11 protein-coding genes are annotated in these 13,167 nt (G+C 69.9%); 8 read left to right on the top strand and 3 right to left on the bottom strand.

Features of this window, described 5'->3' with window-relative positions:
• Nucleotides 1-1,081: endonuclease/exonuclease/phosphatase family protein (locus RMO85_RS09195; protein ID WP_310528427.1), on the top strand; the 1,081-nt coding region annotated here is incomplete at its 5' end.
• A gap of 41 nt (nucleotides 1,082-1,122) precedes the next feature.
• On the opposite strand, the gene RMO85_RS09200 is transcribed toward RMO85_RS09195, so the two are convergent.
• Genes RMO85_RS09200 through RMO85_RS09210 form a run of 3 tightly spaced genes read right to left on the bottom strand, consistent with a single transcriptional unit; the run spans nucleotide 1,123 to nucleotide 3,447 of the window.
• Nucleotides 1,123-2,061 (bottom strand): L-lactate dehydrogenase, encoded by a 939-nt coding sequence (locus tag RMO85_RS09200; protein ID WP_310528428.1) that lies wholly within the window; start codon nucleotides 2,059-2,061, stop codon nucleotides 1,123-1,125.
• A 7-nt stretch (nucleotides 2,062-2,068) separates the two neighbouring features.
• A complete protein-coding gene (locus tag RMO85_RS09205) occupies nucleotides 2,069-2,743 on the bottom strand; it encodes an MBL fold metallo-hydrolase (protein ID WP_310528429.1) in 675 nt (224 codons plus the stop codon).
• Complete coding sequence (locus RMO85_RS09210; protein WP_310528430.1) at nucleotides 2,737-3,447, bottom strand: maleylpyruvate isomerase family mycothiol-dependent enzyme; 711 nt, start codon at nucleotides 3,445-3,447, stop codon at nucleotides 2,737-2,739. Before RMO85_RS09210 ends, RMO85_RS09205 begins: the two co-directional genes overlap by 7 nt.
• Nucleotides 3,448-3,586: 139 nt before the next feature.
• Between RMO85_RS09210 and uvrA the strand changes: the two genes are divergently transcribed.
• The 7 genes from uvrA to gap form a co-directional block, all read left to right on the top strand.
• Nucleotides 3,587-6,640: an excinuclease ABC subunit UvrA gene (gene uvrA / locus RMO85_RS09215; RefSeq protein WP_310528431.1), complete on the top strand. Its 3,054-nt coding sequence runs from the start codon at nucleotides 3,587-3,589 to the stop codon at nucleotides 6,638-6,640.
• Between the two features lie 16 nt (nucleotides 6,641-6,656).
• Nucleotides 6,657-7,115, top strand: a complete 459-nt coding sequence (locus tag RMO85_RS09220) for a Rieske (2Fe-2S) protein (protein ID WP_310528432.1) — start codon at nucleotides 6,657-6,659, stop codon at nucleotides 7,113-7,115.
• A 116-nt stretch (nucleotides 7,116-7,231) separates the two neighbouring features.
• On the top strand, nucleotides 7,232-9,244 hold the full coding sequence (gene uvrC, locus RMO85_RS09225) for an excinuclease ABC subunit UvrC (RefSeq protein WP_310528433.1): 2,013 nt from the start codon (nucleotides 7,232-7,234) through the stop codon (nucleotides 9,242-9,244).
• Nucleotides 9,244-10,110: an RNase adapter RapZ gene (rapZ, locus tag RMO85_RS09230; RefSeq protein WP_310528434.1), complete on the top strand. Its 867-nt coding sequence runs from the start codon at nucleotides 9,244-9,246 to the stop codon at nucleotides 10,108-10,110. Before uvrC ends, rapZ begins: the two co-directional genes overlap by 1 nt.
• A gap of 6 nt (nucleotides 10,111-10,116) precedes the next feature.
• Nucleotides 10,117-11,100: a uridine diphosphate-N-acetylglucosamine-binding protein YvcK gene (yvcK, locus tag RMO85_RS09235; protein WP_310528435.1), complete on the top strand. Its 984-nt coding sequence runs from the start codon at nucleotides 10,117-10,119 to the stop codon at nucleotides 11,098-11,100.
• Between the two features lie 22 nt (nucleotides 11,101-11,122).
• Complete coding sequence (gene whiA, locus RMO85_RS09240) at nucleotides 11,123-12,109, top strand: DNA-binding protein WhiA (protein ID WP_310528436.1); 987 nt, start codon at nucleotides 11,123-11,125, stop codon at nucleotides 12,107-12,109.
• Between the two features lie 151 nt (nucleotides 12,110-12,260).
• Nucleotides 12,261-13,167, top strand: a 907-nt coding sequence (gene gap, locus RMO85_RS09245; protein ID WP_310528437.1) for a type I glyceraldehyde-3-phosphate dehydrogenase, incomplete at its 3' end; no start/stop codon positions are given.

The following is a 13,167-nucleotide window of genomic DNA, read 5'->3' on the forward strand; positions in this document are numbered from 1 at the left end:
ATCCGCTGGCACGTCGTCGCCGCAGGCGGCGGACAACGCGGCCTCGCCGGCTCGGACCGTGACCGTGATGACCCGAAACCTCTATCTCGGGGCCGACCTCGGTCCGATTCTCGCTGCCCTGGGCAGCGGCAACAACAACGCCATCGTCGGCGCCGCAACGCGGACCTGGGACGCGGTGCAGGCCACCGCGCCCGAGGAGCGGATGGCTGCGATCGCGGACGAGATCGTGGCGGCAGATCCCGAGGTGATCGGTCTCCAGGAGGTCACGACCTGGACGACCTTCTCCTTCAACCCCCTGACCGGCGCGGTGAGCAACCCCGTCGTCGCCTACGACTTCCTGGGTCTGCTGCTCGCCGAGCTGGCCGAGCGCGGTGCCGACTACCGTGAGCTTCCCGCAGCCACGGCACACAACTTCAGCTCGCCACCGATCCCGATCCTGGCTGGCGCTGCCTTCCCGACCAGGGCGGTGCGCCTCGCCGACCGTGACGTGATCCTGGCCCGCGGCGACGTGACGGCGACGAACGTCCGCAGCGGCACCTACGCGAACATCGTCAGCTTCCCGTTCGGCGGATCCACGCTGCCCGTCGCCCGCGGGTGGGGCTCGGCCGACGTGCGAGTCCAGCGAGCAACCTTCAGATTCGTGAACTCCCATCTGGAGGCGTTCGGCATCCCGGGGGTCGACGCCGAGCAGGTGCGCGTGGCCCAGGTCGGCGAGCTGCTCGCGGCACAGGACGTCAACGCCGCCCAGTCCGGAGAGCAACCGGTGGTCTACGTCGGGGACTACAACTCGCGAGCGCCGGATGGACTGGCCTACGTCCGGCTGCTGGCTGCGGTGGGCGACGACGCGTGGACCCGCGGTCACCCCCACGACTCGGGTGAGACCTGCTGTTTCGACGCGGCCCTCCGGGATCCGACGAATCCGCTCACCAGCCGCATCGACGTCGTCCTGCACAGCCACGAGATCAAGGCGTCGCGGGCGACCCTCGTCGGTGACCAGGTCGGGGACATGACCGCCTCGGGCCTGTGGCCCTCCGACCACGCGGGTGTCGTCGCCAGGCTGGTGGTCCCTGCCAGGCGCTAGAAGCCCGCGCGTCGTGGGAACCACCTCAAGGCTGAGGGCCCCTAGAGGCCGAGGTCGCGTGCCGCTGCCCGGACCGTCGCTGCCGATGCGGTCAACAGGTCCCTCTCCAGGGTGCTCAACGGTGTCGCCAGCACGCCTTCGATCCCTGACCGCCCGACGATGGACGGCATCGACAGACACACGCCGGACAACCCGTGCACCCCGTCCAGCAGGGAGGTCACCGGCAGCACCCGATGCTCGTCGTTGAGGACAGCCTCGAGGATCCGCGACACGGCGAGGCCGATCGCGAGGCTGGTGGCGCCCTTGCCGGCAATGATCTCGTACGCCGAGGTGACCACCCGGCTGTGGATGCGCGCCCGTGCCTCCGCGTCCAGGGGGCGAAGGCCCTCCGCCCCCCAGTCCTGGACGGGCACTCCGCCGATCGTGGCGGTGGACCACAGCGGCACCTCGGAGTCGCCGTGCTCGCCGGCGATGTAGGCGTGCACGTTCTGCACGGCCACGCGGGTGTGCTCGGCGATGAGGAAACGCAGCCGGGAGGAGTCCAGGACGGTGCCCGAGCCGAAGACCCGGTTCGTCGGCAACCCGGAGAACTGCAGGGCGGCATACGTCACCACATCGACGGGGTTGGTCACCAGCAGCAGGAGGGCGTGGGGGGCCAGGCCGACCAGGGCGGGGACGAGGTCGCGGCACATCGCGACGTTGGCGGCGGCCAGGTCGAGGCGTGTCTGGCCCGGGTGCTGCTTGGCTCCGGCCGTGATCACGATGACGTCCGCGTCGGCGCACACCTCGAGGTCGTCGCTGCCGATGATCTCGGCCATCGGGGTGAACTGCATCCCGTGGTTCAGGTCGAGCACCTCGGCCCGCACCTTGTCGGCGTTCAGGTCGAAGAGCGCCAGTTGTCGGCACACCCCGCGGATCTGGGCGGCGTAGGCGATGGCCGTGCCCACGGCCCCTGCGCCGACGATCGCCACCTTTGACATCTCGTGCCTACCAGCCGCGCTCGAGCCACTCGGCGAGGTGCGGTCGCTCGGCGCCGAGGGTCGAGTCGCCACCGTGACCCGGGTAGAACCAGACGTCGTCGGCGTACACGTCGAAGATCTTTCTCGACACCTCGGTGATCAGGGACTCGAACGCCGCCGCGTCGCCGAAGGTGTTGCCGACCCCACCGGGGAACAGCGAATCGCCGGTGAAGAGGTGCCCCTGGCCGTCGGAGCCTGCCCAGAAGAGCGCGATCGAACCGGGCGTGTGGCCGGCCAGCGCGATCACCGTGAGGTCGCAGGTGCCCACGGCGATCCGGTCACCGTGCGTCACGGTCCGGTCGACGGCGACACCGGTCTGCTCGGTGATGGACGCGGCGTCGGGCTCGCCCGCCACGACCGTCGCGCCGGTCGCGGCCACGACCTCGGCAAGAGCGCGGTGGTGGTCCCAGTGCTGGTGCGTCGTGACGACGGCGGTGAGCGAACGGTCACCGATCAGGGACAGCAGCGTCGGCGCGTCGTAGGCCGCATCGATGAGCACGAGCTCGTCGGTCTCCGTGCACTGCAGGAGGTAGGCGTTGTTGGACATCTTCGGGTCGACGGCCAGCTTGGTGATCGTCAGGCAACCGGCCTGCCGGGTCTGCGCGGGACCTCCGGGCGTGACTGCTCCGGTGTAGCTCACCATGCCGGCACCTCCGGAAGCTCGTCGCGGTCGGCCGTCAGCCTGCCACCGTCGCCGCGACCGGTGAGCCACCAGGCCAGCTCGTGGGACTCGCCGGTGACAGTGGTGACCGGCTCGCCGTCGCCGTACTCCCACGTCTGCGCCAGGTCGCGGGCGAGCACCCGGAACGGGGTGGCCCAGTCGCGTTTGCGCATGGAGTCGATGACGACCGTGGAGAAGGCGGGCGACCAGTCGGCCGCGGTGTAGCCCACCCCGAGGTCGGCGTGGTGGATCTCGACCTCGCGCAGGCGCATCAGCACCGATGAGCGGGCGGTGAACGCGCGCTGGCCGGGCGTGCGGTCGACCGTGACCCCCCACCTGTCCTCGGGCAGGTCGGAGACCTCGCGGTCGAAGAGCGTGGTCGAGGCCAGCAGCCGTGCCCGGATCTCGCTCGGCGCGGACACGCCCAGCTCGGCGATGTCCGCGTCCCGGGCCTCCGGTGAGGCATACATGGGGGTGCCGGTGCCCGAGGTGACGCCGTTGAGAGCGCCGGCCAGCCCCTCGCCGTTGAGGGCCACGTGTGCGAGGACGTGGCCCACCGTCCAGTCCGGGAGGAGAGATGGCGTGGCGAAGACGGAGTCGTCGAGCCGGTCGACGGTGAGCACCAGGCGCTGGTTGGCGGCGGCCAGGAGTTCGAGCTGGGTCGCTGGACCCGCGGAGTCGGTCATGCAGCCATTCAACACACATCCGGGGCGTCATGTGGAGCCCCGTAGGATCGGGCACTGACCGCGTGGCGGGTTGCAACATGGAGCCGCGTGACGAACACTTGTTCGAACCTACTCCTCTGTACAGACCTCAAGGACGACCGTGATCGACCAGCTCATCATCCGGGGCGCCCGGGAGCACAACCTCAAGGACGTCTCGCTCGATCTGCCGCGCGACGCGCTGATCGTCTTCACCGGCCTGTCCGGCTCCGGCAAGTCGAGCCTCGCCTTCGACACGATCTTCGCCGAGGGCCAGCGCCGCTACGTGGAGTCGCTGTCGGCGTACGCCCGGCAGTTCCTCGGCCAGATGGACAAGCCCGACGTCGACTTCATCGAAGGCCTCTCGCCCGCGGTCAGCATCGACCAGAAGTCCACGAGCAAGAACCCGCGCTCGACCGTCGGCACCATCACCGAGGTCTACGACTACCTCCGCCTCCTCTACGCCCGTGCCGGTCGCGCCCACTGCCCCGTGTGTGGCTCCCCGATCGAGCGCCAGACCCCTCAGCAGATCGTCGACAAGATCCTCTCGCTCGACGAGGGAGCCCGTTTCCAGGTCCTCGCCCCGGTGATCCGCGGCCGCAAGGGTGAGTTCGTCGACCTGTTCCGCACGCTCCAGACGCAGGGCTTCTCCCGGGCACGAGTCAACGGCGAGACGCACGGGCTGGATGATCCGCCCAAGCTCGACAAGCAGAAGAAGCACACCATCGAGGTCGTCGTCGACCGGCTCGCGGTCAAGGCGAGCTCGAAGCGCCGGCTCACCGACTCCGTGGAGACGGCGCTCAACCTCGCCGGCGGCCTCGTGCTGATCGACTTCGTCGACCTCGATGCCTCGGACCCGGGCCGGGAGCTCAGGTTCTCCGAGCGGATGGCGTGCCCCAACGAGCACACCATCGACACCGACGAGCTCGAGCCGCGGTCGTTCTCCTTCAACTCGCCGTTCGGAGCCTGCCCGAAGTGCAGCGGCCTCGGCACGCGCATGGAGGTCGACCCGGAGCTCGTCGTGCCGGACCAGGGCGCGACGCTGGGTGAGGGCGCCATCCAGCCGTGGAGCCACGCGCACGTCGCCGACTACTTCCTCCGCCTGATGAACGCCCTGGGTGAGGAGCTCGGCTTCGACCTCAACACCCCGTGGGACCAGCTCACTCCGCACGCGCGCACGTCCATCCTCGAGGGCCACAAGACCAAGGTCCATGTGGTCACCACCAACCGCTACGGCCGCCAGCGCGCCTACTACGCGGCGTTCGAGGGGGTCCGTCCCTACATCGAGCGCCGGCACAAGGAGGCGGAGTCCGACACCAGCCGCGAGCGCTTCGAGGGCTTCATGCGCGAGGTGCCGTGCCCGACCTGCAACGGCAGCCGGCTCAAGCCCGTCTCGATGGCCGTGACGCTCGGGGCCCGGGCCGACGGCGGCAAGAACATCGCCGAGGTCTGCGCGATGCCGATCAACGAGACGGCCGAGTACCTCCGCAACCTCGACCTGTCGGTGCGCGAGAAGCAGATCGGTGAGCGGGTCCTCAAGGAGATCCAGGAGCGGCTCAACTTCCTCCTCGACGTCGGTCTCGACTACCTCTCGCTCAACCGCCCGTCGGGTTCGCTCTCGGGCGGCGAGGCGCAGCGCATCCGGCTGGCCACGCAGATCGGTGCCGGGTTGGTGGGCGTCCTCTACGTCCTCGACGAGCCGTCGATCGGCCTGCACCAGCGCGACAACCACCGACTGATCGAGACCCTGGTCCGGCTCAAGGACCTCGGCAACACCCTGATCGTGGTCGAGCACGACGAGGAGACGATCCGCACCGCCGACTGGGTCGTCGACATCGGCCCGGGCGCCGGCGAGCACGGGGGCCAGGTGGTCCACTCCGGCTCCGTGCAGGGGCTGCTCGACCACCCCGACTCGATGACCGGGCAGTACCTCAGCGGTCGCCGCGAGATCCCCGTCCCGTTGGTACGCCGACCGCGGACCCTCGGCCGGGAGCTGACCGTGCACGGCGCCAGGGAGCACAACCTGCGCGACCTCGACGTGAGCTTCCCGCTCGGCGTCTTCTGCGCGGTGACGGGTGTGTCCGGGTCGGGCAAGTCGACGCTGGTCAACGACATCCTCTACACCTCGCTGGCCAAGCAGATCTACAACGCCCGTACGGTCCCGGGCCGGCACACCAGGATCACCGGGCTCGAACACGTCGACAAGGTCATCCACGTCGACCAGTCGCCGATCGGGCGCACTCCGCGGTCCAACCCTGCGACGTACACCGGAGTCTTCGACCACGTCCGCAAGCTCTTCGCCTCGACCCCCGAGGCCAAGATGCGCGGCTATCTCCAGGGCCGGTTCTCGTTCAACGTCAAGGGCGGGCGCTGCGAGGCCTGCTCGGGCGACGGCACGATCAAGATCGAGATGAACTTCCTGCCCGACGTCTATGTCCCGTGCGAGGTCTGCCACGGTGCCCGCTACAACCGCGAGACGCTCGAGGTGCACTACAAGGGCAAGACCATCGCCGAGGTCCTCGACATGCCGATCGAGGAGGCGGCCGACTTCTTCGCCGCCGTGCCCGCGATCTCCAGGCACATGGTGACGCTGTGCGAGGTCGGGCTGGGCTATGTGCGGCTCGGTCAGCCGGCCACGACGCTCTCGGGCGGCGAGGCCCAGCGGGTCAAGCTGTCGAGCGAGCTGCAGAAGCGCTCGACCGGCCGCACCGTCTACGTCCTCGACGAGCCGACCACCGGCCTGCACTTCGAGGACATCCGCAAGCTGTTGCTCGTGCTCGGGCGTCTCGTCGACCAGGGCAACACCGTGCTGGTCATCGAGCACAACCTCGACGTGATCAAGACCGCCGACTGGGTCGTCGACATGGGCCCCGAGGGCGGCTCGCGCGGCGGGCTGGTCGTGGCCGAGGGCACCCCCGAGGACGTGGCAGCCCACCCGGACAGTCACACCGGGACCTACCTCGCGCCGCTCCTCGAAGGACGCGGCGCCAAGCAGCCGAAGGGCAAGGTCAAGCCGGTCGAGGTGACGCGGCCGATCACCAAGGCGGCCGCCAAGAAGGCGGCGACCGCTGAGAGGGCCGCCAAGAAGGCAGCCGCTGCGAAGGCGTCCCCGACGAGGACCGTGGCCAAGAAGGCGGCGGCCAAGCGGACCACGACGAAGAAGTCGGCTACGGCCTAGGACGTATTCTGCGCTCATGACTTCCGGACTCAACCGACGCCACGTCATCGGCGGTGCCACGGCGGCTGCCGTCGGCCTTCCCCTGCTGGCTGCGTGCGGCAGTGACACTGCCGACTCAGCGACGGACCCGGCCTCCGACCCGACGACCTCGTCGTCCTCGAGCGAAGCTGGGCAGACCCCGGCCACGGTCGGCGTCCTGGCCGCCACGGGTGACGTCCCGGTCGGCGGCTGCACCGTCTTCGATGACGAGAAGGTCGTGGTGACCCAGCCGAGCGAGGGCGACTTCAGGGCCTTCACCTCGATCTGCTCGCATCAGGGCTGCTCCGTGAGCGCCAGCACCGACGGCGTGATCCCGTGCCGCTGTCACGGCAGCGAGTTCTCGCTCGAGGACGGGTCGGTCGTCCAGGGCCCGGCGACGGCACCGCTCTCCGAGGTCGCGATCACGGTCGACGGGGGCAGCATCACCCTGGCGTGAGCCCGTCCTTGGCCCGTCCTTGGCCCGTCGTGAGCTCCTCCTGGGCTCCCGGGGGGAGGGCGGCCCGGGGGCCCATGGGGGCCGAGGCTGTCGGTGCCGCCTCGTAGAGTTGGGTCGTGCCGTCCCCCGCGAGTTATCGACCCGAACCTGGATCGATCCCCACCCAGCCGGGCGTCTACCGGTTCCGCGACGGCAAGGGCCGGGTCATCTACGTCGGCAAGGCCAAGAGCCTGCGGCCGCGCCTGTCGTCCTACTTCCAGGACATCGGGGGCCTGCACCCGCGCACGGCCTCGATGGTCACCAGCGCGTCGAGCGTCGAGTGGACGGTGGTCAAGACCGAGGTCGAGGCCCTCCAGCTCGAGTACAGCTGGATCAAGGAGTTCGACCCGCGCTTCAACGTGAAGTACCGCGACGACAAGTCCTATCCCTGGCTGGCCGTCACGGTCGGCGACGAGTTCCCGCGGGTGATGGTCGGGCGCGGCGCCAAGCGCAAGGGCACCCGCTACTTCGGTCCCTACGGCCATGCCTGGGCGATCCGCGAGACGGTCGACCTGTTGTTGCGGGTCTTCCCGATGCGTTCGTGCAGCAACGGTGTCTTCAAGCGCTCCAACCAGATCGGGCGACCGTGTCTCCTGGGCTACATCGACAAGTGCGCGGCCCCCTGCGTCGGCAACGTCACCGCCGAGCAGCACCGCGACATCGTCGACGACTTCTGCGACTTCATGGCCGGCAACACCGCGGCCTTCGTCAAGCGCATCGAGAAGGAGATGTATGTCGCCTCGGAGGCCCTCGACTTCGAGAAGGCCGCGCGGCTGCGAGATGACCTCGGTGCCCTGACCAAGGCGCTGGAGAAGCAGGCGGTGGTGCTCGCCGACGGCACCGACGCCGACGTCATCGCGCTCGCCGAGGACCCGCTCGAGGTCGCCGTACAGATCTTCCATGTCCGCGGCGGCCGCATCCGGGGCCAGCGCGGCTGGGTCGCCGACCGCACCGACGACGGCGGCACACCCGAGCTCGTCCAGGACTTCCTCCTCCAGCTGTACGGCGACGAGGCCGACGCCATCCCGCGCGAGGTGCTCGTCCCGGCGCTGCCCCCCGACGCCGGCGTGCTGGAGGAGCTCCTCAGCGACCTGCGGGGGAGCCGGGTCGTGATCCGGGTGCCGCAGCGGGGCGCGAAGCTGGCGCTGCAGCAGACGGTGGCCAACAACGCCGGCCAGTCGCTGGTGCTGCACAAGACCCGGCGGGCCAGCGACCTCACCACCCGCAACCGGGCGCTCGAGGAGATCCAGCAGGCGCTGTCCCTCGACGAGGTGCCGCTGCGGATCGAGTGCTACGACGTCTCCAACCTCCAGGGCACCGAGGTCGTCGCCTCGATGGTGGTGTTCGAGGACGGGCTGCCGCGCAAGGGCGAATACCGCCGGTTCGTGATCAAGCCGCAGCCGGGGGAGACCACGGTCGGGCAGAACGACGTCGCCCACATGCACCAGGTGATCACCCGACGGTTCCGCAGGCTGCTGGACGAGCAGGCCAGGTCCGCGGCCGTGAGCACCGAGAGCGGCCCGATGCTGGTCGACCCCGAGACCGGGCGCCCGAGGAAGTTCGCCTACGCGCCCGGCCTGGTCGTCGTCGACGGTGGTCCGCCCCAGGTCGCTGCGGCGCAGCAGGCGCTCACCGAGCTCGGCATCACCGACATCCCTGTGTGCGGACTGGCCAAGCGACTGGAGGAGGTGTGGCTGCCGGCGGAGGAGGACCCCGTCATCCTGGCGCGCACCAGCGAGGGCCTGTACCTCCTGCAGCGGGTCCGCGACGAGGCCCACCGGTTCGCGATCACCCATCATCGCTCACGCCGCTCCAAGTCCATGGTGGAGAGCCTGCTCGACGACGTGCCGGGCCTGGGTGAAGTGCGCCGCAAGACCCTGCTCAAGCACTTCGGCTCGCTCAAGAAGCTGCGCCTCGCGGATGCTGGCGAGATCGCCCTGGTGCCCGGCATCGGCCCCCGCACGGCCGAGGCGATCAAGGCGGCCGTCGCGAGCGCCGACTCGACCCGCAAGAATGCCGATACCACCACCTCGCCGACCCCGGCTGTGCACCTCAACACAGCGACCGGCGAGATCATCGAGGAGGACTGATGGAGCCGACAGCCGCCGAGCTCGTCATCGTCACCGGCATGACCGGCGCCGGCCGCAGCACCGCAGCGAAGGAGCTGGAGGACCTCGGGTTCTTCGTGGTCGACAACCTCCCGCCGACCCTGGTGCGCGACGTCGTCCGCCTCGTGGACGACTCGCGTGGCGTGTCCCAGCCGATCGCCGTGGTCGTGGACGTGCGGTCCGGCTCGTTCTTCGACTCGCTCCAGGCCAACCGGCACCAGGGCGTGACCGGTCGGCCGACGACGCTGTTGTTCCTCGAGGCGACCGACGACGTCCTCGTACGCCGCCAGGAGGCCGCTCGTCGTCCGCACCCGCTGCAGGGGAGCGGTCGACTGCTGCACGGTCTCCAGCGTGAACGTGAGGTCCTCGCCGAGGTCCGCGGCGACGCCGATGTCGTCATCGACACCACCAACTTCAACGTCCACCAGCTCACCGACCGCATCGCCGAGCAGTTCGGCACCCCGGAGTCGACAGCTCTCAAGGTCACCGTCATCTCGTTCGGCTTCAAGTACGGCATCCCGGTCGACGCCGACTACGTGGCCGACATGCGCTTCCTGCCCAACCCCTACTGGGTGCCGGAGCTGCGTCCGCGCACCGGCCGGGACGAGGCGGTGGCCGACTACGTCACGATGCGGCCGAGCGCCCAGACGTTCCTGGACCAGTTCGTCCCCATGCTGGAGAACGTCGCCGGGGGCTACCTCACCGAGGGCAAGCGGTTCATGACCGTCGCCATCGGCTGCACCGGCGGCAAGCACCGCAGTGTGGCCATGACCGAGGAGATCGCGGCCCGGCTCAGGGCCCACGGCATCGACACCCGCGCCAGCCATCGCGACCTCGGGCGGGAGTGAGTCGGCGTGGCCCGTGACACCGCGCAGTCCGCGGTCGCCCTCGGCGGCGGCCACGGACTCTTCGCCTCGCTGAGTGCGCTGCGGCACCTCGTCGCCGAGCTGACCCTCGACGAGCTCACCGCCGTCGTGACCGTGGCCGACAACGGCGGCTCGTCCGGTCGGCTTCGGGGCGAGTTCGGGGTGCTGCCCCCCGGCGACCTGCGGATGGCGCTCGCGGCGCTCTGCGGTGACGACGAGTGGGGTCGCACGTGGGCCGAAGTCGTGCAGCACCGCTTCGAGGGCGAGGGCGAGATGCGCGGCCACGTCATCGGCAACCTGCTGATCGTGGGGATGTGGGAGCTGATGGGCGATCCGGTCCGGGCACTCGACTGGGTGGGCCGGTTGCTCGGCGCCCGGGGCCGGGTGCTGCCGATGTCGATCACGCCGATCGACATGACTGCCGAGGTGCGCGGACTCCACGCCGACGACCCGGCGCGCACCACCGAGGTGCGAGGCCAGGTCGAGGTGGCGACGACCCGGGGCCAGATCGTCTCGGTCGCCCTCGACCCACCGGACCCCCAGGCGTGCACCGAGGCGATCGACGCGGTGCTGGCCGCCGACTGGGTCGTGCTCGGACCGGGCTCGTGGTTCACCTCGGTGATCCCGCACCTGATGGTGCCGTCCCTGCGGCAGGCGCTCATCGACACGGCCGGCGGGCTCATCGTGGTGCTCAACCTCGAGCCGCAGGAGGGGGAGACGCCCGGCTACGGCCCGGAGGACCACCTCGCCGCCCTGTACGAACACGCCCCCGACCTCAAGATCCACACCGTGCTCGCCGACGTGCGCAGCGTGGCCCATCCCGAGGAGCTCGATCAGGCGGTCTCGTCGTCTGGCGCCAACCTCGTGATCGCCGACATCGCCGCCGAGGGCGCCACCGACCGTCATGACGACAGCAAGCTGGCGGCCGCGTTCGAGTCGATCATGAGTGGCATCCCGGTCCGGGGTGATTGACGCTCGTGGCAGGATCTGACCCATGGCGATGACGGCACAGGTGAAGGCAGAGCTTGCCAACACCCAGATCACGAAGACCTGCTGTCGAAAGGCCGAAGTGGCCTCCATGCTGCGGTTCGCCGGCGGCCTCCACATCGTCAGCGGCCGGATCGTGGTGGAGGCCGAGCTCGACACCGGCGCCGGTGCGCGTCGGCTGCGCCGCGACATCGCCGAGGTCTACGGGCACCAGTCCGATGTCGTGGTGGTGCAGGGCAACGGCATCCGCAAGGGCAGCCGCTACATCGTCCGGGTGGTCAAGGACGGTGAGGCGCTGGCTCGTCAGACCGGTCTCCTCGACGGCCGTGGGCGACCCGTCCGCGGTCTGCCGCCGGCGGTGGTGTCCGGTGGCGGGTGCGACGCCGTGGCCGCGTGGCGCGGCGCCTTCCTGGCGCACGGGTCGCTGACCGAGCCCGGTCGCTCCTCCTCGCTCGAGATCACCTGCCCCGGTCCCGAGGCGGCGCTCGCGATCGTCGGTGTGGCCCGCCGGCTCGGCATCTCCGCGAAGGCGCGCGAGGTCCGCGGTGTCGATCGGGTCGTGATCCGCGACGGCGACGCGATCGGTGCCCTGCTGACCCGGCTCGGCGCCCACGAGTCGCTGATGGCGTGGGAGGAGCGCCGGATGCGTCGCGAGGTCCGTGCGACCGCCAACCGTCTCGCCAACTTCGACGACGCCAACCTGCGGCGCTCGGCTCGGGCCGCCGTGGCTGCGGGCGCCCGGGTGGATCGGGCCCTGGAGATCCTCGCCGACGAGGTGCCCGACCATCTCAAGCTCGCCGGCCACCTCCGGCTGGAGCACAAGAACGCCTCCCTCGAGGAGCTCGGCCAGCTGCACGACCCCGTCCTGACCAAGGACGCGATCGCCGGCCGGATCCGCCGGCTGCTCGCGATGGCCGACAAGCGGGCCGAAGAGCTCGGCATCCCCGACACCGAGTCGTCGCTGACCCCGGAGATGCTCGCCGACGAAGCGTGAGCGTGGCGCCGGTTGACCCGGTCGCCGGTTACTTGCACGTACCTCGATACGCCCGAGCAGGGGTGGCCCAGCGCCGCGATAGGGTCGCCGGGTCGTCGGACGCCTGCTCGGGTGTCCCACTCACACGCTCTTCAACCCAAGGAGTCCAGCAGTGACTGTCCGCGTAGGTATCAACGGATTCGGCCGCATCGGCCGCAACTTCTTCCGGGCCGTCCGCGCCTCGGGGGCCGACATCGAGATCGTCGGCGTCAACGACCTCACCGACAACGCGGTGCTCGCGCACCTGCTCAAGTACGACTCGATCCTGGGCCGCCTCGACGCCGACGTGTCGAGCGACGAGACCTCGATCAAGGTCGGTGACCAGACCATCGCCGCGTTCGCCGAGCGTGACCCGGCCAACCTCAAGTGGGCCGACCTCGACGTCGACGTGGTCGTCGAGTCGACCGGTTTCTTCACCGACGCCACCAAGGCGAAGGCGCACATCGACGCCGGGGCCAAGAAGGTCATCATCTCCGCGCCCGCCTCCAACGAGGACATCACCATCGTGATGGGCGTCAACCACACCGACTACGACACCGCGATCCACCACGTGATCTCCAACGCGTCGTGCACCACCAACTGCCTGGGCCCGATGGCCAAGGCGCTCAACGACGAGCTCGGCATCGTCAAGGGCCTGATGACGACCATCCACGCCTACACCGCCGACCAGAACCTCCAGGACAACATCCACAAGGACCTGCGTCGCGCCCGTGCCGCCGCGCTCAACATCATCCCGACGTCGACGGGGGCCGCGAAGGCGATCGGCCTGGTCCTGCCCGAGCTCAAGGGCAAGCTCGACGGCTTCGCGCTCCGCGTGCCCGTGCCCACCGGCTCGGCCACCGACCTCACGTTCGAGGCCGGCCGGGAGACGACGGTCGAGGAGGTCAACGCGATCATCGAGAAGGCCGCCGACGGCGTCTTCCTCCGCTACTCCACCGACCCGATCGTGTCGTCCGACATCGTGACCGACCCGGCCTCGTGCATCTTCGTCGCACCGCTGACCAAGGTCATCGGCAACC

This window comes from Nocardioides sp., from assembly GCF_031422975.1.
GTDB lineage: Bacteria > Actinomycetota > Actinomycetes > Propionibacteriales > Nocardioidaceae > Nocardioides.

Coding starts and splice junctions, on each gene's coding strand:
- RMO85_RS09200 (WP_310528428.1), bottom strand. CDS start 2,061: ATGTCAAAGGTGGCGATCGTCGGCGCAGGGGCCGTGGGCACGGCCATC.
- RMO85_RS09205 (WP_310528429.1), bottom strand. CDS start 2,743: ATGGTGAGCTACACCGGAGCAGTCACGCCCGGAGGTCCCGCGCAGACC.
- RMO85_RS09210 (WP_310528430.1), bottom strand. CDS start 3,447: ATGACCGACTCCGCGGGTCCAGCGACCCAGCTCGAACTCCTGGCCGCC.
- RMO85_RS09220 (WP_310528432.1), top strand. CDS start 6,657: ATGACTTCCGGACTCAACCGACGCCACGTCATCGGCGGTGCCACGGCG.
- rapZ (WP_310528434.1), top strand. CDS start 9,244: ATGGAGCCGACAGCCGCCGAGCTCGTCATCGTCACCGGCATGACCGGC.
- whiA (WP_310528436.1), top strand. CDS start 11,123: ATGGCGATGACGGCACAGGTGAAGGCAGAGCTTGCCAACACCCAGATC.